We start from the raw sequence: 21,208 nt of genomic DNA, 5'->3' as shown, positions 1-21,208 counted from the left end.
GTTCACCACACTTTCCATGGCGCTTGGCCTGATTGCCACAACTCTTCCAGCAGAGTTTTCTCGCGCAAAGTGTCCATCGGCTGCCAAAAGCCGCTGTGCTCAAACGCCTGTAGCTGGTTTTGTGCGGCCAGCGCGGCCATCGGTTCCAACTCCCAGCTGGTCTGGTCGCTGGCAATCAAATCGAGTACCTCGGGTTGCAGTACAAAAAAGCCGCCGTTGATCAGGCCGCCATCACCCCGGGGCTTTTCGGTGAAGGCGCTGACCCGGCTGCCCTCCATTTGCAAGGCGCCGTAGCGCCCGGGCGGCTGTACGGCGGCCACGGTAGCCCATTGGCCGTGGGCGCGGTGGAAGGCGAATTCCGCCGTCAGGTCGATGTCGGCCACGCCGTCGCCATAAGTAAAGGCAAACGCCTCGCCGGGTGTCAGATATTCGCGCACGCGGCGCAGACGGCCACCAGTCATAGTGTTGTCGCCGGTATCGACTAGTGTGACACGCCACGGCTCGGCATGGCGACGGTGCACTTCCATGCGGTTTTCTGCCATGTCGAAGGTGACATCAGACGAGTGCAAAAAGTAGTTGGCAAAATACTCTTTGATAACGTAGCCCTTGTAGCCCAGGCAAATGACGAAGTCGTTCACGCCATGCGCGGCGTATATCTTCATGATGTGCCACAGGAGGGGGCGCCCACCAATCTCAATCATCGGCTTGGGACGCAGGTGCGATTCTTCTGAAATCCGTGTGCCCAGGCCACCGGCAAGGATGACGGCTTTCACGCTCAAACCTCCTCGGGCGTGGTATCAATCCAGCGCTGGAACATGGCGAAATAGGCATCTTCCACATCACGGGCAAAACCGGGCTCGTCCATGAGCGCACTGGCCTGCATCTCGGCGCGCAAGCCTGAACGCAGCGCGGCCAGCGCCGGCACGTCACTGGCCAATGCCACCAGCTTATCGAGGTATTCCTCTTTCGAATGGGCAACCCACTCCGGGCGCCCCAGCGCGGTCAACACCGATGCACCCAACGTACCCATACTGGGTGCGCCGGCCAAAGATACAAAGGGCAAGCCCATATAGAGCGATTCGAACAAGGTTGCACCCGAATTTTGCGGAAAGCAGTCGAGCATGATATCGATGCCACGTAACACATCCCAAGGCGGGGTTTGATAACCCATTTGCAAGCGATCGGCAGGAATGCCCAAATCAGCAAAGCGCTGTATCCACACGTCGCAGATATCAGCTGTATGAAAGTTCATGCTATTGAGCACCAGCTTGGAATGGGGCACGCGCTGCAGCAATTGCGCCCAAGTAGCGATGAGTCCCGCATTAAGCCGTACTGCACGGGTCAAGGAGCCAAAAGTGATGTAACCACGCTCCAGTGCAGGCAAGGGGCCGACCGCACCCATGCTGGCGGCATCGGGTCGGTAGGACAACTGCGTGTGTGGCAAACGCCAAGGTATTTCTGTAAACAAATCTTCAGAACCGGGCGGGACGGTAGCAGCGTCAGTCAGGTAATAGTCAATCGCCGACAGGCCAGTGGTGTAACCCGAGTCCAACCAGTGCAAAGACACCGGCGCTGGTTTGGATGCAAAAACTGCTAAACGAGCCCCCTTGGTCTGGCCAGCAATGTCCACCAGCACATCAATACCATCAGCCCGGATACGATCAACCAGCTGCTGGTCATGGAGATCGCCCGTCTCGCACCAGTGATCAAAATAAGTGCGATAACGATCGGTAACTTCATCATCCAATTCGTAGTTATTCGCATAAGCAAACAACTCAACGCGCTCATGGTTGTGGTGGGCGAACAAGGGCTCCAAAAATTTTTGCGAAGAATGATACCGAAAAACGGGTGCCACATAGCCTACACGCAAACGCCGTGCGGTAGAGCGTAGGTTGGTGTGCGGGCGCCAGTACGGACGAAAGGCCTTACCAAAACGTTCATCGAATTCTTGGTATAAAGCAAAACGCTCGTACGGGTCCATATCCGGAATGCAATTGGCAACAAACAACAAATTACTCAAACTGACAAACTCGTTCGGGTCAAGCACGATGGCATGGCGCAATGCCTCTACCGACTCCACTAATCGCCCCTGATCTTTAAGCACCATGGCCAATTGGACATGGGCCACTGCTGAATTGGCCTTTTCAGCAATAGCCTGGCGGGCAGTTTCTTCGGCCTCGGTCAAGCGGTTCAAGTCAGTCAGCCAGATGCTGAGATTGATCAGCACGCCAATTCTGTCGCCCACAGCATCAAGGGCACTGCGATAAACGCGCTCAATGTCGTTAAAACGGCCCTGCGAACGCAGCACAAGGCCCAAATTGAACCAGCCAATATTTACACGCGGACGATACCGTGTCGCTTGGCGGAGCAAAATTTCTGCTTGCACCAGCTCCCCGCGCGCCGACAGGGCCAAACCATAGTTGCTCAGAGCATCAAAGTCGGTCGAATCCAACGCTAAGGCGTGCTGCAGTGCGTCGATAGCTTTTTCGCGTAGGCCCTGGCGCATATAGCCCGCACCCAAGCCTTTCCATCCCACCAAACTTTGCGGGTACTGGTGCGCTATCTTTTTACTGAGCTTGATGACCGCGTCAAAGTCATTGGCTTCATACAAACGCGCCAGCTTGCTGCTTTGCGCCTGCGGTGGCTGAATTCCCCTGATTACTGGCGTGTTACGCGCACGCCGCATGGCGACTTCCACCAGGCGCTCGACCAGTTCACCCACATTGCCAAGATTCAAACCGGCGCGGCGGGCATCTTCCAAAATATCGGTGGCCAGCGTGTATTCCTTCGCCTGCATCAGCGCATCAATCAAGCTAACCCAGTAGGGGCTGGACTTGGGATCGGCTTGCAATGCGATCTGAAATAAAGGAATGGCGGCCAAAGGGTCGCCCTGCTCCACCGCTATCGCCCCCAAATTGTGGTTGGCATCAGGGTGTTCTGGCTGCTGGCGCAACACGGCGTAATAAAGCTCAGCAGCTTCTGCCCACTGCTTGTCACGGTGGCATTGCAGCGCCAATTCCATCGTTTGCTGCAGCAACTGGGCTATGGCAGCGGAAACAGGGGGCGACTCGATGCCGGCGCCGGCATTGGTGTCAGCGTCGGCCAAGGGCGCAGCGGCAGTTTCAGTCATAAAAACAGGAGTCCACAGGGGCAAAAAGGTGTAAGTATCCGAGAGTATCCCGACACGCTGGACAGCAATCGCCAAAGAAGCAGGGAATTGGCAGGGTTCTTAAAGCATTGCCTGGACATCAATCCGATACATTTGCAACCACAGCAAGCTCCCCGCCGCACCATTTACACCGCGCTCATTCGTCATGTTTCTTATACTTGGTTACGTCCTCAGCCTGATTTGCGTCTTTGGCGTGTTCATATTGCACGGCGGCAAAATCGGCGTGGTGCTGACCGCCCTGCCCTTTGAAATGGCCACCATTGGCGGCGCTGCGGTGGGCGCCTTCATCGTCAACAACCAGCCCAAAGTCCTCAAAGCCACTCTGGCCAGCGTTAAAAACGCCATCAAAAGCTCCAAATACACCAAAGCGCGCTATATGGAACTGATGGCCCTGCTTTATGACATTTTGCAGAAGGCGCGCAAAGAAGGCTTGATGGCCATTGAGCAAGACGTGGAAGAGCCGCACGAATCCGAAATTTTCAAAAAATACCCGAACGTCGGCACCGACCACCATGTGGTCGAGTTCATGACCGACTATCTGCGCATGATGGTCTCGGGCAACCTGAACTCGCACGAAATTGAAGCGCTGATGGAGAGCGAAATCGACACCCACCACGAGGAAGCCCACGCCCCCGTCGCTGCGTTAAACCGCGTGGCCGGTGGCTTGCCAGCGTTTGGTATTGTGGCGGCGGTGCTCGGGGTGGTAAACACCATGGGCTCGGTTGGCCAGCCACCTTCGGTGCTGGGCGCCATGGTGGGTTCGGCGCTGGTCGGCACGTTTTTGGGGATTTTGTTGGCCTACGCTTTTGTCGAGCCTTTGGCCGGTTTGGTCGAGCAAAAAGCAGCCGACGCCGCCAAAGAGTTGCAGTGCATCAAAACTACTTTGCTGGCCAGTATGCAGGGCTACAACCCGGCCACTGCCATCGAATTTGGCCGCAAGGTGCTGTTCTCTACCGATCGTCCCACCTTCCTAGAGCTGGAAGATCATGTGCGCGGCAAAAAATAAACTGCCCTTGGCAGCCTAAGTCGCCCGCACCCGCTTTGCACCATGGCCGAAAAAAAACTCCAACCCATCATCATCAAGCGCGTCAAGAAGACGGCACACGCTGCGCATGGGGGTGCCTGGAAGATTGCTTACGCCGATTTCATGACCGCCATGATGGCGTTCTTTCTGCTGATGTGGTTGCTGGGCTCCACCGCACAGGGCGAGTTGCAGGGGCTAGCAGATTATTTCAATACCCCCCTGAAGGTAGCGATGGCCGGCGGCGAAGGCTCTGGCAATAGCAGCAGCATCATCTCCGGCGGCGGCACCGACCTGACCAAGGCCCATGGCCAAACGCGCAAATCAGAGGCCGAGAAAAATCGGCAAAAAATGTCGCCGGACCAAGCCCGGGCCGCCGTGGCGCGCCAGGATGCCGCACGCATCAAGGCCCTGCAGTCCAAAATTGACGCGATCATCACCCAAAACGCCAAGCTCAATGAATACCGCTCGCAGATTCGCATTGACATGACGCCCGATGGCTTGCAGATCCAGATCGTGGACGACCAAAATCGGCCCATGTTTGACAGCGGCAGTGCCCTCGTCAAGCCCTATATGCGCGACATATTGCGCGACATTGGCGCGGCCTTGGGCGAGGTCGAAAATCGCATCAGCCTGGCCGGCCACACCGATGCCGCAGCCTACGGCAAGGGCGACCGCGGTTACAGCAATTGGGAGTTGTCGGCTGACCGGGCCAATGCCTCGCGCCGTGAATTGGTGGCGGCCGGAATGCCCGATGCCAAGCTCAGCCGCGTCGTCGGTTTGGCCGCCAGCGATTTGCTGGAGCCCGAAAACCCGCGCGCGCCCGCCAATCGGCGTATCACGATCACCATTCTGACGCGCGAAGCCGAAGAAAGATTGCTGGGAAAGAGTCTTCCTGTCATCCCCACGGCACAATTGCCCGATGAAAAGACAGACAATCTCCCCGCCAAGGCGGCACCGTAACTGGCCGTAACTGGCACTGCCCCCCATGACACTATCTACTGTAATTTTCGACCGAAAGGGTCTCACGTGGCCTCAGACCTTCGCTTCCTGATTGTTGACGACTTCTCCACCATGCGGCGCATTGTTCGCAACCTGCTGAAAGAAAGTGGGTTTTCCGAGGCCGATGAAGCGGAAGATGGCCTTGTCGCACTGCACAAACTGCAAAACAGCAAATTTGATTTTGTTGTCACCGACATCAACATGCCCAACATGAACGGCTTTCAGTTGCTCAGTGCCATCAAAACCGATGACAAGCTCAAGCACCTGCCTGTCCTCATGGTGACGGCTGAAGCCCGCAAGGAAGACATCGTGGCAGCCGCCCAGGGCGGTGCTGCTGGCTACATCGTCAAGCCCTTTACCAAGGCAACGTTGGAAGACAAGGTCACCTTCATCATTAAAAAAATGGGGTTGTAAACGGCCATGGACACCAGCGCTACATCCCATTCATCGATTGCTGACACCATCGCCATTCACCAGAAAATCGGTCTGCTGACGCGCCAGTTGCATGATTCACTGAGTGAGCTGGGTTATGCCGACCAACTGCGCGGCACCATGGACGAGCTGCCCGATGCGCAAAGCCGGCTGACCTATATTGCCCGGCTGACGGGCGAGGCGGCAGAAAAAGTATTAGGGCGTGTGGAGCAGGCCAAAATCCAGCACGACCATCTGGCCGCCGAAACGCAGCGCGTCACGGCAGCGCTTGTGCAAGACCCGGTGCGGGCCGTGGCGTCGGGCGAGATCATGAACTACCTGACCGATGTGGCCGGCGTGACCAAGGCCGCCGACGAGCATCTGACCGAAATCATGATGGCCCAGGACTTTCATGACTTGACGGGCCAGGTGATTGCCCGCGTGGTGGCACTGGCCGCCACCATTGAAAAGCAACTGCTGCAACTGGTGCTTGAGACAGCACCGCCCAATGCCGCTTCACCTCCCGTAGAAAAACCACACGAGCACCTGAACGGCCCAGTGGTCAACCCGGAAACCGCGACCGACGTCGTCACCGATCAGTCGCAGGTAGACGACTTGCTGGCCAGCTTGGGGTTTTAACGCGAACTGGGGCGCTTCACCCCCTCTTATCGGACTTTAGATAGCAAACCCGATAACGACAATGGCATGACAAAAGACGTCATGCCATCATGGATTCGAGCCAAGACAAAGACCTTCCCGCCAGTGAGCGAAAACTGCAGAAAGCCCGTACCGACGGGGAAGCTGCGCGCTCACGCGACCTCTCGCATCTGGCGATTCTGGGCACCGGCGCAGTCTGCATGTTGGCGCTGGCACCCCAATTTTCCGAGCACCTCCAGTTGGCCATGGGCCAGGCGCTCAGCTTTGATGCTGCGGTGGTGCACTCGCCGGACTCCATGCTCAGGCGCCTGCAAAGCATGTTGTCTGTGGGCTTGATCGTCAGCGCGCTGTTTGCCTTCGCTACAGGCTCTGCCGCACTGATCAGCGCCATCGGTGCTGGTGGCTGGGTTTTCAGCACCAAACCCATCATGCCGCAGTTCAATCGCCTCAATCCGATCTCCGGGGCCACCAATCTTGTCTCCAAGCAACAACTGACCAATGTGACCAAGATGGTGCTGATGACGGCGGTGCTCAGCGCCGTGGCCTGGAACTACATGAGTAGCAGCATTGAACAGATCGCCATTTTGGTCCTGCAACCGTCTCCACTGGCCATTGGCCAGGCAGCGCAATGGCTGACTTCGGGCATCACGCTGCAATTGCTGGTGGTGTTTCTGGTCGCACTGGTAGACGTACCACTGCAGTCGTATTTCTTCAAGGCACGCCTGAAGATGTCGCACGAGGAAGTCAAGCAGGAGCACAAGGAGTCGGAGGGTAACCCGCATACCAAAGGGCGCCAACGCCAGCGCCAGCGCGATATAGCCGATGGCACCAGCGTCAGCGCCGTGCCCAAGGCTGATTTTGTCGTCATGAACCCGACCCACTACGCCGTGGCGCTGAAGTACGACGAGAACTCGATGAATGCCCCCCAGGTGATCTCCAAGGGCACCGACCTGATCGCCATGACGATTCGCGACTTGGCCAAGCAGCACGCCGTGCCGGTGCTGGAGTCGCCCATGCTGGCCCGGGCGCTGTACGCCCATGCCGAGCTGGATCAACCCATCCCTGCCGCGCTCTACACCGCCGTGGCCCAAATTTTGGCGTATGTGTATCGCCTGAAGGCGGCGCTGCGCGGCGAGGGACAGATGCCCGACGAGCAACCCGATCCGCAGGTCCCCCCGGAGCTTGATCCCTTGAATCGCACCACCCAAAGAGGTTTGCAGCCATGAATACCACTATGAACTCTGCCCGGCAGTGGGCCGGCAGAAATGCTGCCGCCGCCCAGGGCATGTCGGCGCCGCTGCTGGTGGTGGCGATTCTGGCGCTGATGGTGCTGCCCATTCCGACTTGGCTGCTGGACGTGTTCTTTACCCTCAATATCGCCGTCGCGCTGATGGTGATGATGGTGGCGGCTTACATGCTCAAACCGCTCGACTTTGCCGCCTTCCCGTCGGTGCTGCTGCTGACCACGCTGATGCGCCTGTCGCTGAACGTGGCTTCAACACGCGTGGTCTTGCTGGAGGGCCACACTGGCCCCGGCGCTGCGGGGGCCGTGATCGAGGCCTTTGGTCACTTTCTGATCGGCGGCAACTTTGCCGTCGGTCTGATTGTGTTTTCGATTCTGGTGGTGATCAACTTTATCGTGATTACCAAGGGGGCTGAGCGTATTGCTGAAGTATCCGCCCGTTTCACCTTGGACGCGATGCCCGGCAAACAGATGGCGGTGGATGCCGACCTCAACGCCGGCCTAATCGACGAAACCGAAGCCAAACGCCGGCGCCTGGAAGTCTCGGAAGAAGCCAATTTTTTTGGCTCCATGGATGGCGCCTCGAAGTTTGTACGCGGCGACGCCGTGGCCGGCATTTTGATTTTGCTCATCAACATCGTTGGCGGTTTTGCCATTGGCATGTTGCAGCACGACCTCTCGGCGGGCAAAGCGGCGGACACCTACATCCTGATGGCCGTCGGCGATGCCCTAGTCGCGCAAATTCCAGGTTTGCTGATCTCGGTGGCAGCCGCCATGGTGATCTCGCGTGTCGGCAAAGAAACCGACATGGGCCAGCAGATCATCAAGCAGCTGTTCACCTCGCCACGCGTGCTGGGTATCACCGCTGGCATTTTGATTTTCCTGGGCCTCATTCCCGGCATGCCGCATTTGGTGTTTCTGGGCATTGGCTCCCTGCTCGGCTATATGGCCTGGAATCTGCTGCAGCGCGCCAAAGTGCCACCTGAAGTCGAAGCACCCGTGGCCCCCCCACCGACCGATGGCGAAGCCACTTGGGATGATCTGCAGCCCATCGATCTGCTGGGACTGGAGCTAGGCTATCGCCTGATTGCCCTGGTTGATAAAAATCGCCAGGGCGACCTGCTCACCCGTATCAAGGGCGTACGCCGCAAGTTTGCCCAGGAGGTCGGCTTTTTGCCACCACCGGTGCATGTGCGTGACAACCTGGAACTCAAGCCCAGCGGCTACCGCATCACCCTGCGCGGCGTGATGGTGGGCGAGGGCGAAGCCTTCCCGGGCATGCACTTGGCCATCAACCCCGGCGGCATCTCCACCCCGCTGATTGGCACGCCGACCACCGACCCCGCGTTTGGTTTGCCAGCACACTGGATTGACGAACAACAGAAGGAAGCGGCGCAAATGGCAGGCTTTACCGTGGTTGATTCGGAAACCGTGATGGCGACGCATTTGTCACACTTGATGCAGGTACAAGCCGCCAAGTTGCTCAGTCGCACTGAGACCCAGCAATTGGTGGAGCACGTGGCCAAACTGGCCCCCAAACTGATTGAAGAAGTGGTTCCCAAAATGGTCTCGATTGCAACGTTTCAACGGGTGCTTCAGCTGCTGCTGGAAGAGTCGGTGCACATCCGTGACATCCGCACCATCATCGAAACATTGGCCGAGCACGCTGTCAGCATTTCCGACCCGGTCGAGCTGGCCCGGCGCGTGCGCATTGCCTTGTCACCGGCCATCGTGCAGCAAATCTATGGCCCGACGCGCGAGCTCAATGTGATCGCCATCGAGCCCGGCCTGGAGCGCTTGCTGGTGCAAGCCCTGGGCAACGCTGCCGGCCCGGCCCTGGACCCCGGCGTCGCCGACATCCTGACGCAAAAGGCCGCCGAAATCGCTCTCAAGCAAGAAGAAATTGGCTTGCCCGCCTGCCTGCTCGTCCCTGATTCCATTCGCGGCGCCATCTCCCGTCTGGTGCGCCGCGTAGCGCCGCGCCTGCAAGTGCTGGGGCACAGCGAAATTCCTGAAACACACACCATCCGCATCGGGCCAGTCCTGCAAGGAGCCTCCGCATGAATATCCAACGTTTCCACGCTGCCACCTCACGTGAAGCGCTGGCCAAGGCACGCATGACCTTTGGCGATGGCACACTCATTTTGTCCAACCGCCCCACCCCCACCGGCGTCGAAGTGGTAGCCACGGCCGAAGACTCGATTGATGCACTCGATGACTATCCTGCCGGCGCACCCGCTGCGTCGCGCCGGACGGAGCCAGCCGCACCCCCCCTGCTGGCGCCCGAGTCCCGCAACCCGGTACACGAAGATACGGAGCAGTTGGCCATGAGCACGCTGTCGTTCCAAGACTATGTGCGCGAGCGCATGTTGCGCCGCCGCCATGAAGCGCTGCATGGTGGTGGTGTAGACGCTGATTTTGAGGAACCGGCATACGATCCTGCCCCGTCATACACACAGGCCAGCGCACCCGTCGTAGCGCGCCACAACCCTTTACGCCCGCCGGCACCCATGACACCACCCGCACCCAAGATGAGCAGCGAATCAGCACTGCGAGTGCAGCGTGACAATCGCGACAGTGCAGCCCCGGCAGCTCCCGCCACCGTGAGCCAGCAAGGCTTGATGACGGAGCTGCAGTCGATGAAAGACCTGATTGAAGACCGCTTCAATACGCTTTCGTGGCTGAACCAGGCGAACCAAAACCCGATCCAGTCCAACCTGATGCTAAAGATGATCCGCGCTGGCTATTCACCCTCGCTGGCGCGCGCCGTGCTGGAACGCATTCCTGACAACCTCGGTGCCACCGAAGCCGTGCGTTGGCTAATGGAGGTGCTGCAGCGCAACCTCAAAACCGATGCCAGCGCACGCCCACTGTACGAAGAAGGCGGCATCTACGCCCTAGTAGGCTCTACCGGCGTCGGCAAAACCACCACCACCGCCAAACTGGCAGCCATGTGCGCACGCCTGCATGGTCCCAGCAGCATCGGCCTGATCACGCTCGACACCTACCGCATCGGCGCCCACGAACAGCTGCGCGCCTATGGCCGCATGCTTGGCGTCGTAGCCCACTTGGCACACGACCAAGCTGCGTTGCAAGACCTGCTGAGCCTGCTCAGCGGCAAAAAAATGGTACTGATCGACACCACCGGTGTAGCACCACGCGACCCGCGCAAGCGCGACATGCTGGATGTGCTGAATCTGCCACACGTCAAACGCCTGTTGGTGCTCAGCGCCGGTTGCCATGGAGATACGCTGGACGACACCCTGACGGCTTTCAAGACCGAAGGATCGCAACAAGCCATCCTCTCAAAGATCGATGAAGCAGCCAAACTGGGCCCATCCATCGATGCCCTGATTCGCCACCAGATGGTATTGCGCGGCGTGACGAATGGCCAGCGCGTACCCGAAGACTGGGAAGCGGCCGACGCCCACAAGCTCATTAACACCTCGATGCGTGCCTCCACACGCTCGGCCTTTGACCCTAAGGCCACTGATCTGAATTTTTTCTTCTCCCATACGCAAGAACATTCTTTCGAAAGGGGGCTCCTCGATGCTTGACCTCCACTCGCACCAAGGCACCAGCCTGCACTGCCACACGCCCGAGATCGAATTGCGCTTGACTGCCGTGGTCAGCCAAGGCGCGGATGGGCGGACACTGGAAACCCTGTGGCAGGTGTGCTCACACCTGCAGCGCCTGGGCTACCCGGTGATTGTTCTCGACGGCACCGCCGAAGAAAGCTACGAAGCGCCGGGCCTACAACACCTGCTGGCCAACGCCCCCCGAGGAGACGGCAGCTTTGCCATGGGCGGTGCCCATGCATCCTCCTTAGCGGTGCTGCCGGCCTTTCAAGGTTTGTACACCTTGGCGTTCAACTCGCCCCATGCAGCACAGCCATTGCAGGCGCTGCAGCCCTTATTTCGCCAATATGCACTGATCGTGGTGTATGCCTCAGTGGCGACGTTCTCGACGCCTCTGCTCAAAGGTATCGCCACTACACCGCTGCTGCTAATGCAACCCGGAAAACCTGGCATTGTCACCAGTTACAAACAACTCAAACAGCTGGCAATACACACTGGCTTGGCTGGCACGGTGGCTTGCATTGCCGACTCTGATGCCCCAGCACGGCGGCGCGAGATCGACACTGAACTGGACACCCTGCGCCAATGTGCCGCGCGCCACCTGGGCCAGCACATCGGCACCACCAGTATCTACGCCGGCAGCGCCCAAGATATGCAGCGCTTAGCTTTGCGCCTACTGGAAAACGCTGGCACTATCGGTGTGCCAGCGCACGGTGTACCCGTTCACTTGGCCGCAGCCTCTGCACGCTCCCCCACCGAGAGCTATCCGCCTTTTCACCAGAGGCACTGATCAGTGATGTATACCGCCAAAGGCCAGCTCGACCGTGAGGCGTTAATTCGCCAGCATGTGCCGCTGGTGCGACGGCTGGCGCACCATATGATTGCCAAACTCCCTCCCAACATCGAACTCGATGACCTGATACAGGTCGGCATGATCGGCCTGACCGAGGCCTTGTCACGCTACGAAGTAGCACAGGGCGTGCAATTCGAGACCTTTGCCACGCAGCGCATTCGCGGGGCCATGCTCGACGAACTGCGCGAGGGCGACTGGATGTCACGCAGTTCGCGCAAGAGCCAAAAAGATATCGAAAAAGCAGTGCAGCGCGTCGAGCAAAAACTAGGCCGCAGCCCGCTGGAATCAGAGATTGCTGCCGAACTCGGAATGTCTCTCCCTGACTACCAAAGCCTATTGGGCAAAGTGCGTGGCATGCAACTGGTGTACCTGGAAGATATGACGCGTGGCGGCGAAGAGGGCGAAGAAGGTTTTCTGGAGCGCCATGACATCGCCGACAACAAAGACGCCGACCCGGTCGAACTGCTACGCGATCAGCGCCTGCGCACTGCGTTAGTCAAAGCCATTGAATCATTACCAGAGCGCGAGCAATACATCATGGGCATGTATTACGAGCACGACATGAACCTGAAAGAAATTGCCGCTGTGCTCGACGTGACCGAATCACGTATTTGCCAGCTGCACAGCCAATCCATTGCACGCTTGCGCGCCAAGATGCGCAGCCATTGAATTAAACAAACCCGCCCACAAAAAAAGCCGCCGTTGCACCCTTGCAACGGCGGCTTTTTCAATTCGACACTCTCAGTGTGCGTAGGTAGAGCTGTAAATGCGCGCTCGGGGGCCAGAGACAGCGCGCACGCCCAAGGCGCGGCCATAGGTAGCGTCAGGGGCACTGGGCAACAATACTGCAGCCAAACGATCGTTGCCTGCGGCCATACGCGCCAAGCCCTGGCGCTGTGCGCCCAGACGGGTATGGATGTCTTGCAGGCGCTGCACCAAAGCGGGCGACAACGCCTGCCGACGGCGCGCGAGCACCATGGCTTCAGAGAAACTGGCGATGGCATGGCGCAGAGCCGCACTGCTGCGCTCCAGTGCCAGCGCATCGTTGGCCAGCAAGTGGTCAGACACCTGCGCAAGCTGCTGCTCTACCAAGGCAAGGGTTTGTTCCAGTGGCATAACTGCATCAGTAGTGGGTTAAAAAAGCGCGCTTAAACGCGTGCGTGTGACAACACCTCATAGGCGTTGGAGAGCATTTTGTCGGCTACCGCCTGGGGATTGAACTGGAAAGTGCCGTTGGCAATGGCGGCGCGCATGGCATTGACACGATCGACATCAAAATCGCTGCTGTTGCTGCTGCAGCTGATAGGCTCCAAGCCCCGGGCAGCGGGTGAAAATGAAACAGGTGCACCAGCAGCTTTGGCTTTAGCCACGCTTTGGCCCAAGGCGCTGGCAGCAGACGCACCAGCCCGCGCCTGCTGCTTGGCAGAGCCTGCGGCCTGCGCTGCAGCGCTGGGCAATTCCGGTTTTTGACCTATTTTCATCACTCTCTCCACCACCCCTTGTAACGTGGGGCATCAGTAGCCATGTTTTCGACCTGTTCGCTGCGTACTTTAGCGATTTGTAGTCCGGGCAGGTCGGCCAACGGTCTTCTGGATGCCTCCGGCGGGTTTCAAAGAGCTGCCGAGACGGCGCCGGTCTCATCCACAATGCCGCTGATTATCCGGCCATTACTCATGCGGATGCGTACCGTCTGGCCCACGGCGCCCGCCGCCATGGCTTGACCGGTGGCAGTTACGGCATAGCCAGGGCCCTCGGCCACTACGCGCACCTGGGCGCCAGATTTGAACAAATGTGGCGCCCGCACCATTGCCTGGCGCAGTGTTTGGCCCGCCAACAACTGGCGGGAAGCCACTTGGCCGACCCACATCGCTGGGTCAGCCACTACGGACGCCGGCTCGGCCGCCCAGTCCACCTCGGCCTGTGCGGCATCCGCCTCGGTCAGCGCGGTGCCCATGGGGACATTGCTTGTCAGCACCCAAGCCGGGCCATAAGCCTTGATGGTCAGCGGCAAAAACACATTCCAGCGCGTAGCGCCGTCCAGGCAGCGCAGACCCAGCCGCGAGCGTCCCCACAAACGGGCGCCGGCCGGCAAATAAGGCTCGACGTGCGTACACGGCGACAGGCGCAAACGCTCATCGAGCGCCCCGACATCCACCTCCATGCGCAGCGGTGTGCTCTGGGGCGTTTGTTGCAAGGCATCGTTAATCCAGCGCTGGGTGAGCTGGCCCAAATCGGGGGAGGGTTGTACTTGGGCCTGTACGGGTGGCGCAACAAAGGCGGCGACTAGCGCCACGCCAGTCACAGCGATACGCCAAGGGGCCGGCATGGACGCTGCGAGAAAAGAACGCGACATGGTTTGCCTCCTAAAAAAAGGGTTGGCCCCACGCATCCGCGACAGGCCATTTCACCACTGGAACTATAGGGAGTGCCGCGCCGGCCAAAGCACCGAACAACCCAGAAATACCCACCTTCTTCCCTGCTTAGCAAAACTGCCAGGTTTTCATAATTCATCCACGTCGGATGCCGCCCTGCAGTGCCCGGCCATTTCTGCAACCCTCGGCGAAGGCACACCATGCTCGACAAGATGACCCAGCAAATAGGGTTCCACGGTAACGCACTGTTGGTGCGTTCCGAGCGCCAACGTGCCATCGCCAGCAACATTGCCAACGCTGACACCCCCGGCTATGTCGCCCGCGACGTGAATTTTGCCGCCGCCATGCAAGAGGCCACGCAAGCCAGCGAACGTGACGCCCGCAGCGCCAGCAGCAAGGCAGCCTCTACCAGCGACCCACGCCACATTCCGCTGCCTACGGTGCGCTTCCACAGCGACCGCGACAGCACGCTCGGCTATGCCGTGCAGACCCAGCCCAGCCTGGACAACAACACCGTCGATTTAGACCGCGAGCGCGCCAACTTTGTGGACAACGCCGTGCGCTACGAAGCCACGCTGCGCTTTATCAACGGCAACGCCAAAACCATGCTCAGCGCCATCCAGGGCCAGTGAGCCCCCGTCTTAGAAAGCACACCCCGCCATGTCGATGTTCTCCATTTTCAGCGTTTCGGGCAGCGCCATCAGCTCGCAGTCGCAGCGCCTGAACGTCGTTGCCAGCAACTTGGCCAACGTCGATGCCGTGGCCGGCCCCGATGGCAAAGCCTACAAAGCGCGCCAAGTGGTGTTCGAAACCGCCCCCATGGGCGCCGACAGCTCCAACGGCGTGCGTGTCAAATCCATTACAGAAAGCAATCAACCTGGGCGCCGCCTGCACGACCCCAGCCACCCTCTGGCCGATGCCGAGGGCTACGTCACCCACTCCAACGTCAATGCGGTCGATGAAATGGTCAACATGATCTCGGCCTCGCGCTCCTACCAGAACAACGTCGAAGTCATGAACACTGCCAAAACGCTGCTGCTCAAAACGCTGCAAATGGGCCAATAAACGCCTGCTCCTTTCGCTGTTCCTGAGCTGCCTCCTTCGCCGACCCTTCTGAAAGTGCACCCCCCATGACCTCCGCCATCACCTCCAGCACGCCCAGCGCCAATGTTGCCAGCACCAGTGCCAGTACGAACAACATCAACGCCAACGATGCAGCTAATTCGCAAGACCGTTTTTTAAAGCTGCTCGTGGCCCAGCTGAACAACCAAGATCCAATGAACCCGCTGGACAACGCACAGATGACCTCGCAGATTGCGCAGATCAACACTGTCACCGGCATCGAGCAGCTCAACACCACCGTCAAAGGCCTGGTCAGCCAGTTTTCTGCCCAGCAACTGCTGCAAGGCACCGCCATGGTGGGGCGCCAGGTGCTGGTGGAAGGCGATTCGATGGCCATCAATGCCGAAACCAAAACTGCCTATGGCGCACTGGATTTATCAGAGCCGGCGGCCGACGTGCAAGTGCAAGTGCTCAACGCCAGCGGCAAAGAGCTGGGCGTGGTGGATCTGGGCTCGCTTAAAGCCGGGCGCGTCAACTTTGAATGGGACGCCAGCGCCCACCCCGACAGCGGCCCGCTGCACTTCCAGGTGCAGGCCAAGAACGGCGCGACCAATGTGACCGCTACGCCACTGACCATCGACCAGGTGGTTTCTGTCAGCCAAGACAACGGCACCCTGCAACTGCAACTGGGACGCGGCAACACCATCGACTATGGCGCCATCAAATCCGTCCTCTAACACCGCTAGTGCCATTAAAGCCGTAGCACGCAACCTCTTTCCTATCAGGAGCACACCATGGGTTTTCAACAAGGCATTTCAGGCCTCAATGCCGCCAGCAAAAATCTGGACGTTATCGGCAACAACATCGCCAACTCCGGCACTGTCGGCTTCAAAGCCTCGCGCGCTGAATTCGCCGATTTGGTGGCCAGCTCGATGGCTGGCTTTAGCGGCGGCAAAAGCGCCGGCTTTGGCGTCGAAACGGCCACCATTTCGCAACAATTTAGCCAAGGCGGGCTGAACATGACCGGCAACGGCCTGGACGTGGCCATCAACGGCGGCGGCTTCTTCAAGCTGCAACTGCCCGATGGCTCGGCGGCCTACACGCGCGCCGGTAACTTCAAGCAAGACAAAACCGGCGACGTGGTCACCAACGATGGCGCGCACGTCATGGGCTACAAGGTCGATCCCACCACGGGTATCGCCAGTTCGACCACCACGCCGCTGTCCTTTCCTGTCGGTGCGCCGATTCCGGCAAAGCTGACCACCAGTATTACCGCAACGATGAATCTGGATGCCCGTGCCAATCTTGCCGCCGGCGTGCCCGCAGCTGCCGGCCCACCTGCTGTAGTCGCAATTCCCGCCACACCACGCTCAACCTATGGCACCTCCGTCAACGTCTACGACACCCAAGGCGTAGCGACACCCGTAAACCTGTACTTCGCGAAAAAAGGGCCTAACGAATGGGAAGTTTTTGACAAGCTCGACGATGCTACTGCTGTCCCACCGGTGGTAGCGACCTCCATTGGCACTGTCAAATTCGACAATAACGGCGTCTATGATCCGGCCAACGCAGCCATCACATTGACGGTAAAGCCTGCGTCCAACCCCAACTCTCCGCCGGTGGCCGACATTGCAGTCGCGCTAGATTTATCCAGCATGACCCAGTTCGGCGCGAAATTCGCCGTCTCCGACCTGCAGCAAGATGGCTTCGCCTCGGGTGAACTGAAAGGCATCAACATTGGCGCCGACGGCACCATCATGGCCAGCTACTCCAACGGCGTCACCCGCGCCGAGGCACAAATCGCCCTGACCAACTTTCGCAACCCGCAAGGACTGACGGCGGTAGGTAGCAACAACTGGGTCGAGTCGGGTGATTCGGGTGTGCCGGTCGATGGCAAAGCCGGCAGCGGCAGCTTTGGCACGCTGCGCGCCGGCGCGCTGGAAGAGTCCAACGTCGATCTAACGGCCGAGCTGGTCAACATGATGACGGCGCAGCGCTCCTACCAAGCCAACGCCCAGACCATCAAGACGCAAGACCAGGTGATGTCCACGCTGGTCAACCTGCGCTGATAACCGTCCACCCCTGACACCCCTGAACAACACCCGGAGTTACTGCCATGGATCGCATCATCTACACCTCCATGACCGGCGCCAACGCGGCGGCGTCCCGGCAGGCGGTGTTGGCCAACAACTTGGCCAATGCCTCCACGCAGGGCTTTCGCGCCGAAATGTCCACCTTTCGCTCGGTGCCGATTCAGGGCGAAGGCGCCACCACGCGCGTGTTCGCGCTCGAAGCCACCTCTGGCCACTCTGAAGCCTCCGGCCCGGTGACGCGCACCGGACGCAGCCTGGACGCCATGGCCCTGGGCAACGCCTGGTTTGGCGTGCAGGGGCTGGACGGCACTGAAGCCTATACGCGCGCAGGCGTGTTTGAAGTCTCCAGCACCGGACAGCTGCTGACCCCCACGGGCCTACCGGTATTGTCCGATAGCGGTGCGCCCATCGATATTCCTCAGGGCGCTGAAATCACCTTGGGCTCAGACGGCACCATCACCACCAAAACCGGTAACCAGCCGCCCACCCAACTGGGGCGCCTGAAGCTGGCCTCACCCACTGCCGACACACCGCTCAAGCGCAGCGATGACGGGCTGTTTCGCACCACCACCGGCGACCCACTGCCTAGCGACCCCAATGCCCGCATGTTGGCCGGCGCCTTGGAAGGATCCAACGTCAACCCGGTCGAGTGCATGGTCGGCATGATCGCCGCCTCGCGCCAGTTCGAGCAGCAAATCAAGCTGCTGCAAACCGCCGAAGCCAACGACAAATCGGCCGGCCAGCTGTTGAGCGTCAACGGCTGATGCACGCACGCCTGCCGCCCTTACTGAAAGAAACACCATGATCAACTCCCTGTGGATTGCCAAATCCGGCATGTCGGCCCAGCAGACACAGCTGGATGTCGTCTCGCACAATCTAGCAAACGTCTCCACCACTGGCTACAAACGCGCCAGCGCCGTGTTTCAGGACTTGGCTTACCAGAACCTGCGCCAAGTTGGCGCCAGCAGCAGCGAGCAAAGCCAGCTGCCCACCGGCCTGCATTTGGGCTTGGGCGTCAACGTCGTTTCCACCAGCCGCGATTTTCGCCAAGGCACGCCGCAGGCCAGCGGCAAAGACTTTGACATCGCCATCAATGGCTCCGGATTCTTTCAAATCGACATGCCCGACGGCACCATCGCCTACACCCGCGACGGCACCTTCAACCCCGACTCCACGGGTCAACTGGTCAACGCTGGCGGCCACCCGTTGTCGGGCGGCATCACCGTGCCGCCCAGCACGGCCAAGATGAGCGTCAGCGACCAAGGATTGGTCGAATTTTTTGACAAAGCCGGTGCCAAACTCGGCGGCTCCAACCTGACGCTGGCCACCTTCGTCAACCCCGGTGGCTTGGAGCCCATCGGGCAGAACCTGTTCCGCGAATCCGTGGCCTCGGGCAATCCACAAACTGGCGCGCCAGACGCCAACGGTATGGGCAAGACCATGCAAGGTTTTTTAGAATCGTCCAACGTCAACGTGGTGGAAGAACTGGTCACCATGATCCAGACGCAGCGGGCCTACGAGATGAACTCCAAGGCGATCCAGACCTCCGACCAAATGCTGGCCAAGCTCGGTCAGCTCTAAGCCGCCGTTCACCGCACCGCACCGCAAAGGCTCCGCCATGCCAACATTCACCTTTTCCTCCATTGCCGCCGCCCTTGCGCCGCTGTTTGCGCGTCCGCTCACCCGCTTGGCGGGTACGACTTTGGTGGTGTTGTGCGTCGGCTGCGCGCCCCTGTCACCGCCACCGCCGGTCGATTTACTGCCCACCGCGCCGCCCCCCCTGGCGATGGCACCGCGCGCTATGGGCCCAGCCACAGGCGGGTTGTTTAACACGGCCAGCTATCGCCCGACCTTTGAAGACCGGCGCGCGCGCATGGTGGGCGACAGCGTGACCATTCAAATCGTCGAGCGCGTCACGGCCAGCCAGACCTCCTCGTCCAACCTGACCCGCAAATCCGAAATGAACGCTGGCATCACGGCGCTGCCTTTCCTGAAGGGCAATGCTGCGGCCAATCTGGGGCGCGTAAAAATCGGCGGCAACAGTGGCAGCGAATTTGAAGGTGGCGGCAAGACCACCAACGAAAACATCTTCACCAGTTCCATCACCACCACCGTCATCGACGTACTGCCCAATGGCCACTTGGTGGTAGCCGGCGAGAAGCAGATCGGCGTCAATGACAACGTCGATGTGCTGCGCTTCTCGGGCACGGTGGATCCGCGTGCACTGCAACCGGGCAGCGTGGTCAGCTCCACCCAGGTGGCCAACGTGCGCGTGCAATCGCGCGGACGCGGTGCACAAAGCGAAATCCAGGCCATGGGCTGGCTGTCGCGGGCGTTCAATTCGGTTTCACCGTTCTAAATAGACCGGTGTGTCGGGTGACGCTGCGCTCACCCGACCTATTAAAAAGTGAGCTGCTAGCGCACGTATTTAAAGGGTTTCAAGCTGTTTTTATGCTGAAAACCTTTAAACACGTGCGCTAGCAGCTATTATTTTTGTTTCACTCAAACACGCAGACTCACATACAGCCGCTCAATTGATGGGTAAATGCGCCGCTTATCAGGCCATTTAACAAGGAGTTGTCCTTCCACAATTGCAGCCATGAAAGCTCTGCGCCCCCCCCTTCCATGGCACACGGCCCGGCAACTGGCCCCGCTGGTGGCCCTGTTCGCCGCCCTGTGCACTGCCCTGCCGGCGCAGGCCGTGCGCATCAAAGAGGTGGCGGCCGTGCAAGGCGTGCGCAGCAACCAGTTGACCGGCTACGGCCTGGTCGTCGGCCTCGATGGCACGGGCGACCAGACCACGCAAATGCCCTTCACCACGCAGGCCATGTCCAACTACCTGCAGCAAATGGGCATCAGCTTGTCGGACGCCAACGCCAGCCGGCTGCAATTGAAAAACGTCGCCACCGTCATCATCACCGCGCAACTGCCGGCTTTTGCCCAGCCGGGCCAGTTCATTGACATCAGCGTTTCTTCTATGGGCAACGCCAAATCGCTCAAAGGCGGCACGCTGATTGCCACGCCACTGCGCGGTGCCGATGGCGAAATTTATGCGCTGGCCCAAGGCAACATGGTCGTCAGTGGTGCCGGCGCGGCCGCTGGCGGCAGCAAAGTACAAATCAACCACCTCAGTGCAGGCCGCATTCCGCAGGGCGCCCAAGTGGAACGCGCTGTCCCTACGCCACTGAACGACGGCAGCTCCATCACGCTGGGGCTGAACGCTTCTGACTTTCAAACCGCGCGGCGCGTGGCGCAAGCCATCAATGCGCGCCTGGGCCCGAATCAGGCCATCGCGCTGGATGGGCGCACCGTACAGGTGCAAGCCCCCAGCAGCCCCGGCGCACGGGTGAACTTCATTGCCGAGCTGGAAGAACTGGCCATCGAAACTACCGCGCCCGCAGCCAAGGTGGTGATCAACGCCCGCACGGGCTCGGTGGTACTCAACCAAGCCGTCACGCTGGGCGCTTGCGCTGTGGCGCACGGTAATTTGGCCATCACCATCAGCTCGACGCCGGTCATCAGCCAGCCCAATCCGCTCTCGCGCGGCGAGACGGTGGTGCGCGAAAAAGCCGATATCCAGATCACCCAAGAACCCGGCAACCTGATTCAGGTGCCCTCATCGCCACAGCTCACCGACGTGGTGCGCGCCCTCAATGCCCTGGGCGTAACACCACAAGACCTGCTGGCCATCTTGCAAGCCATCAAGGCCGCCGGCGCGCTCAACGCCGAGCTGGAAGTCATCTGATG

22 protein-coding genes are annotated in these 21,208 nt (G+C 59.7%); 17 read left to right on the top strand and 5 right to left on the bottom strand.

Features of this window, described 5'->3' with window-relative positions; translation table 11 throughout:
- Window positions 1-2 precede the first annotated feature (2 nt).
- Complete coding sequence (gene rfbF, locus Q390_RS0115110; protein ID WP_027996818.1) at window positions 3-773, bottom strand: glucose-1-phosphate cytidylyltransferase; 771 nt, start codon at window positions 771-773, stop codon at window positions 3-5.
- Window positions 774-775: 2 nt separating this feature from the next.
- Window positions 776-3,130, bottom strand: coding sequence for a tetratricopeptide repeat protein (locus Q390_RS0115105; protein ID WP_051603279.1), 2,355 nt, complete (start codon window positions 3,128-3,130; stop codon window positions 776-778).
- A 184-nt stretch (window positions 3,131-3,314) separates the two neighbouring features.
- On the opposite strand from Q390_RS0115105, the gene motA reads away from it, so the two are divergent.
- The 9 genes from motA to Q390_RS0115060 all read left to right on the top strand — a co-directional run bounded on the left by motA (window position 3,315) and on the right by Q390_RS0115060 (window position 12,603).
- A complete protein-coding gene (gene motA, locus Q390_RS0115100) occupies window positions 3,315-4,175 on the top strand; it encodes a flagellar motor stator protein MotA (protein WP_027996816.1) in 861 nt (286 codons plus the stop codon).
- A gap of 42 nt (window positions 4,176-4,217) precedes the next feature.
- A complete protein-coding gene (gene motB, locus Q390_RS0115095) occupies window positions 4,218-5,153 on the top strand; it encodes a flagellar motor protein MotB (RefSeq protein WP_027996815.1) in 936 nt (311 codons plus the stop codon).
- A gap of 66 nt (window positions 5,154-5,219) precedes the next feature.
- On the top strand, window positions 5,220-5,606 hold the full coding sequence (gene cheY / locus Q390_RS0115090) for a chemotaxis response regulator CheY (protein ID WP_027996814.1): 387 nt from the start codon (window positions 5,220-5,222) through the stop codon (window positions 5,604-5,606).
- Window positions 5,607-5,612: 6 nt separating this feature from the next.
- Entirely contained in the window at window positions 5,613-6,242 is a 630-nt protein-coding gene (locus Q390_RS0115085; protein WP_027996813.1) for a protein phosphatase CheZ, read from the top strand.
- A gap of 89 nt (window positions 6,243-6,331) precedes the next feature.
- Entirely contained in the window at window positions 6,332-7,486 is a 1,155-nt protein-coding gene (locus Q390_RS0115080) for an EscU/YscU/HrcU family type III secretion system export apparatus switch protein (protein ID WP_027996812.1), read from the top strand.
- Entirely contained in the window at window positions 7,483-9,567 is a 2,085-nt protein-coding gene (gene flhA, locus Q390_RS0115075) for a flagellar biosynthesis protein FlhA (RefSeq protein WP_027996811.1), read from the top strand. Before Q390_RS0115080 ends, flhA begins: the two co-directional genes overlap by 4 nt.
- Window positions 9,564-11,060, top strand: coding sequence for a flagellar biosynthesis GTPase FlhF (gene flhF / locus Q390_RS0115070; protein WP_027996810.1), 1,497 nt, complete (start codon window positions 9,564-9,566; stop codon window positions 11,058-11,060). The genes flhA and flhF overlap by 4 nt, the downstream gene beginning before the upstream one ends.
- Complete coding sequence (locus tag Q390_RS0115065) at window positions 11,053-11,871, top strand: hypothetical protein (RefSeq protein WP_027996809.1); 819 nt, start codon at window positions 11,053-11,055, stop codon at window positions 11,869-11,871. The genes flhF and Q390_RS0115065 overlap by 8 nt, the downstream gene beginning before the upstream one ends.
- Before the next feature lie 6 nt (window positions 11,872-11,877).
- Complete coding sequence (locus tag Q390_RS0115060; RefSeq protein WP_027996808.1) at window positions 11,878-12,603, top strand: RNA polymerase sigma factor FliA; 726 nt, start codon at window positions 11,878-11,880, stop codon at window positions 12,601-12,603.
- A gap of 72 nt (window positions 12,604-12,675) precedes the next feature.
- On the opposite strand, the gene Q390_RS0115055 is transcribed toward Q390_RS0115060, so the two are convergent.
- The 3 genes from Q390_RS0115055 to flgA form a co-directional block, all read right to left on the bottom strand.
- A complete protein-coding gene (locus Q390_RS0115055; RefSeq protein WP_027996807.1) occupies window positions 12,676-13,050 on the bottom strand; it encodes a hypothetical protein in 375 nt (124 codons plus the stop codon).
- A 32-nt stretch (window positions 13,051-13,082) separates the two neighbouring features.
- The gene (flgM, locus tag Q390_RS0115050; RefSeq protein ID WP_027996806.1) at window positions 13,083-13,415 is read right to left on the bottom strand and encodes a flagellar biosynthesis anti-sigma factor FlgM; all 333 of its coding nucleotides are present in this window, start codon (window positions 13,413-13,415) and stop codon (window positions 13,083-13,085) included.
- A gap of 128 nt (window positions 13,416-13,543) precedes the next feature.
- A complete protein-coding gene (gene flgA, locus Q390_RS0115045; protein WP_027996805.1) occupies window positions 13,544-14,287 on the bottom strand; it encodes a flagellar basal body P-ring formation chaperone FlgA in 744 nt (247 codons plus the stop codon).
- 219 nt (window positions 14,288-14,506) lie between these two features.
- Here flgA and flgB point away from each other — a divergent pair, with 219 nt between their 5' ends.
- From flgB to Q390_RS0115005, 8 genes are all read left to right on the top strand, one after another.
- A complete protein-coding gene (gene flgB, locus Q390_RS0115040; protein WP_027996804.1) occupies window positions 14,507-14,938 on the top strand; it encodes a flagellar basal body rod protein FlgB in 432 nt (143 codons plus the stop codon).
- Between the two features lie 28 nt (window positions 14,939-14,966).
- Window positions 14,967-15,371, top strand: a complete 405-nt coding sequence (gene flgC / locus Q390_RS0115035) for a flagellar basal body rod protein FlgC (RefSeq protein ID WP_027996803.1) — start codon at window positions 14,967-14,969, stop codon at window positions 15,369-15,371.
- Window positions 15,372-15,436: 65 nt separating this feature from the next.
- Window positions 15,437-16,105: a flagellar hook assembly protein FlgD gene (locus Q390_RS0115030; RefSeq protein ID WP_051603278.1), complete on the top strand. Its 669-nt coding sequence runs from the start codon at window positions 15,437-15,439 to the stop codon at window positions 16,103-16,105.
- Between the two features lie 57 nt (window positions 16,106-16,162).
- A complete protein-coding gene (gene flgE, locus Q390_RS0115025) occupies window positions 16,163-17,437 on the top strand; it encodes a flagellar hook protein FlgE (RefSeq protein WP_027996801.1) in 1,275 nt (424 codons plus the stop codon).
- A gap of 47 nt (window positions 17,438-17,484) precedes the next feature.
- Window positions 17,485-18,225 carry a flagellar basal body rod protein FlgF gene (locus Q390_RS0115020; protein ID WP_027996800.1) on the top strand — a complete coding sequence of 247 codons (741 nt, stop codon included), beginning with the start codon at window positions 17,485-17,487 and terminating at the stop codon, window positions 18,223-18,225.
- Window positions 18,226-18,262: 37 nt separating this feature from the next.
- The gene (gene flgG / locus Q390_RS0115015) at window positions 18,263-19,042 is read left to right on the top strand and encodes a flagellar basal-body rod protein FlgG (RefSeq protein ID WP_027996799.1); all 780 of its coding nucleotides are present in this window, start codon (window positions 18,263-18,265) and stop codon (window positions 19,040-19,042) included.
- A 37-nt stretch (window positions 19,043-19,079) separates the two neighbouring features.
- A complete protein-coding gene (locus Q390_RS0115010) occupies window positions 19,080-19,820 on the top strand; it encodes a flagellar basal body L-ring protein FlgH (protein ID WP_084153948.1) in 741 nt (246 codons plus the stop codon).
- 240 nt (window positions 19,821-20,060) lie between these two features.
- The gene (locus tag Q390_RS0115005; RefSeq protein WP_027996797.1) at window positions 20,061-21,206 is read left to right on the top strand and encodes a flagellar basal body P-ring protein FlgI; all 1,146 of its coding nucleotides are present in this window, start codon (window positions 20,061-20,063) and stop codon (window positions 21,204-21,206) included.
- The last annotated feature ends 2 nt before the right edge of the window (window positions 21,207-21,208 follow it).

Source organism: Simplicispira psychrophila DSM 11588 (assembly GCF_000688255.1).
Classification (GTDB): domain Bacteria; phylum Pseudomonadota; class Gammaproteobacteria; order Burkholderiales; family Burkholderiaceae_C; genus Simplicispira; species Simplicispira psychrophila.
The sequence above is the reverse complement of the archived record's forward strand: the minus strand, read 5'-3'. Positions and strand labels throughout refer to the sequence as shown.

Coding starts and splice junctions, on each gene's coding strand:
- Q390_RS0115105 (WP_051603279.1), bottom strand. CDS start 3,130: ATGACTGAAACTGCCGCTGCGCCCTTGGCCGACGCTGACACCAATGCC.
- motA (WP_027996816.1), top strand. CDS start 3,315: ATGTTTCTTATACTTGGTTACGTCCTCAGCCTGATTTGCGTCTTTGGC.
- motB (WP_027996815.1), top strand. CDS start 4,218: ATGGCCGAAAAAAAACTCCAACCCATCATCATCAAGCGCGTCAAGAAG.
- Q390_RS0115085 (WP_027996813.1), top strand. CDS start 5,613: ATGGACACCAGCGCTACATCCCATTCATCGATTGCTGACACCATCGCC.
- Q390_RS0115080 (WP_027996812.1), top strand. CDS start 6,332: ATGGATTCGAGCCAAGACAAAGACCTTCCCGCCAGTGAGCGAAAACTG.
- flhA (WP_027996811.1), top strand. CDS start 7,483: ATGAATACCACTATGAACTCTGCCCGGCAGTGGGCCGGCAGAAATGCT.
- flhF (WP_027996810.1), top strand. CDS start 9,564: ATGAATATCCAACGTTTCCACGCTGCCACCTCACGTGAAGCGCTGGCC.
- Q390_RS0115065 (WP_027996809.1), top strand. CDS start 11,053: ATGCTTGACCTCCACTCGCACCAAGGCACCAGCCTGCACTGCCACACG.
- Q390_RS0115060 (WP_027996808.1), top strand. CDS start 11,878: ATGTATACCGCCAAAGGCCAGCTCGACCGTGAGGCGTTAATTCGCCAG.
- Q390_RS0115055 (WP_027996807.1), bottom strand. CDS start 13,050: ATGCCACTGGAACAAACCCTTGCCTTGGTAGAGCAGCAGCTTGCGCAG.
- flgM (WP_027996806.1), bottom strand. CDS start 13,415: ATGAAAATAGGTCAAAAACCGGAATTGCCCAGCGCTGCAGCGCAGGCC.
- flgA (WP_027996805.1), bottom strand. CDS start 14,287: ATGTCGCGTTCTTTTCTCGCAGCGTCCATGCCGGCCCCTTGGCGTATC.
- flgB (WP_027996804.1), top strand. CDS start 14,507: ATGCTCGACAAGATGACCCAGCAAATAGGGTTCCACGGTAACGCACTG.
- flgC (WP_027996803.1), top strand. CDS start 14,967: ATGTCGATGTTCTCCATTTTCAGCGTTTCGGGCAGCGCCATCAGCTCG.
- Q390_RS0115030 (WP_051603278.1), top strand. CDS start 15,437: ATGACCTCCGCCATCACCTCCAGCACGCCCAGCGCCAATGTTGCCAGC.
- flgE (WP_027996801.1), top strand. CDS start 16,163: ATGGGTTTTCAACAAGGCATTTCAGGCCTCAATGCCGCCAGCAAAAAT.
- Q390_RS0115020 (WP_027996800.1), top strand. CDS start 17,485: ATGGATCGCATCATCTACACCTCCATGACCGGCGCCAACGCGGCGGCG.
- flgG (WP_027996799.1), top strand. CDS start 18,263: ATGATCAACTCCCTGTGGATTGCCAAATCCGGCATGTCGGCCCAGCAG.
- Q390_RS0115010 (WP_084153948.1), top strand. CDS start 19,080: ATGCCAACATTCACCTTTTCCTCCATTGCCGCCGCCCTTGCGCCGCTG.
- Q390_RS0115005 (WP_027996797.1), top strand. CDS start 20,061: ATGAAAGCTCTGCGCCCCCCCCTTCCATGGCACACGGCCCGGCAACTG.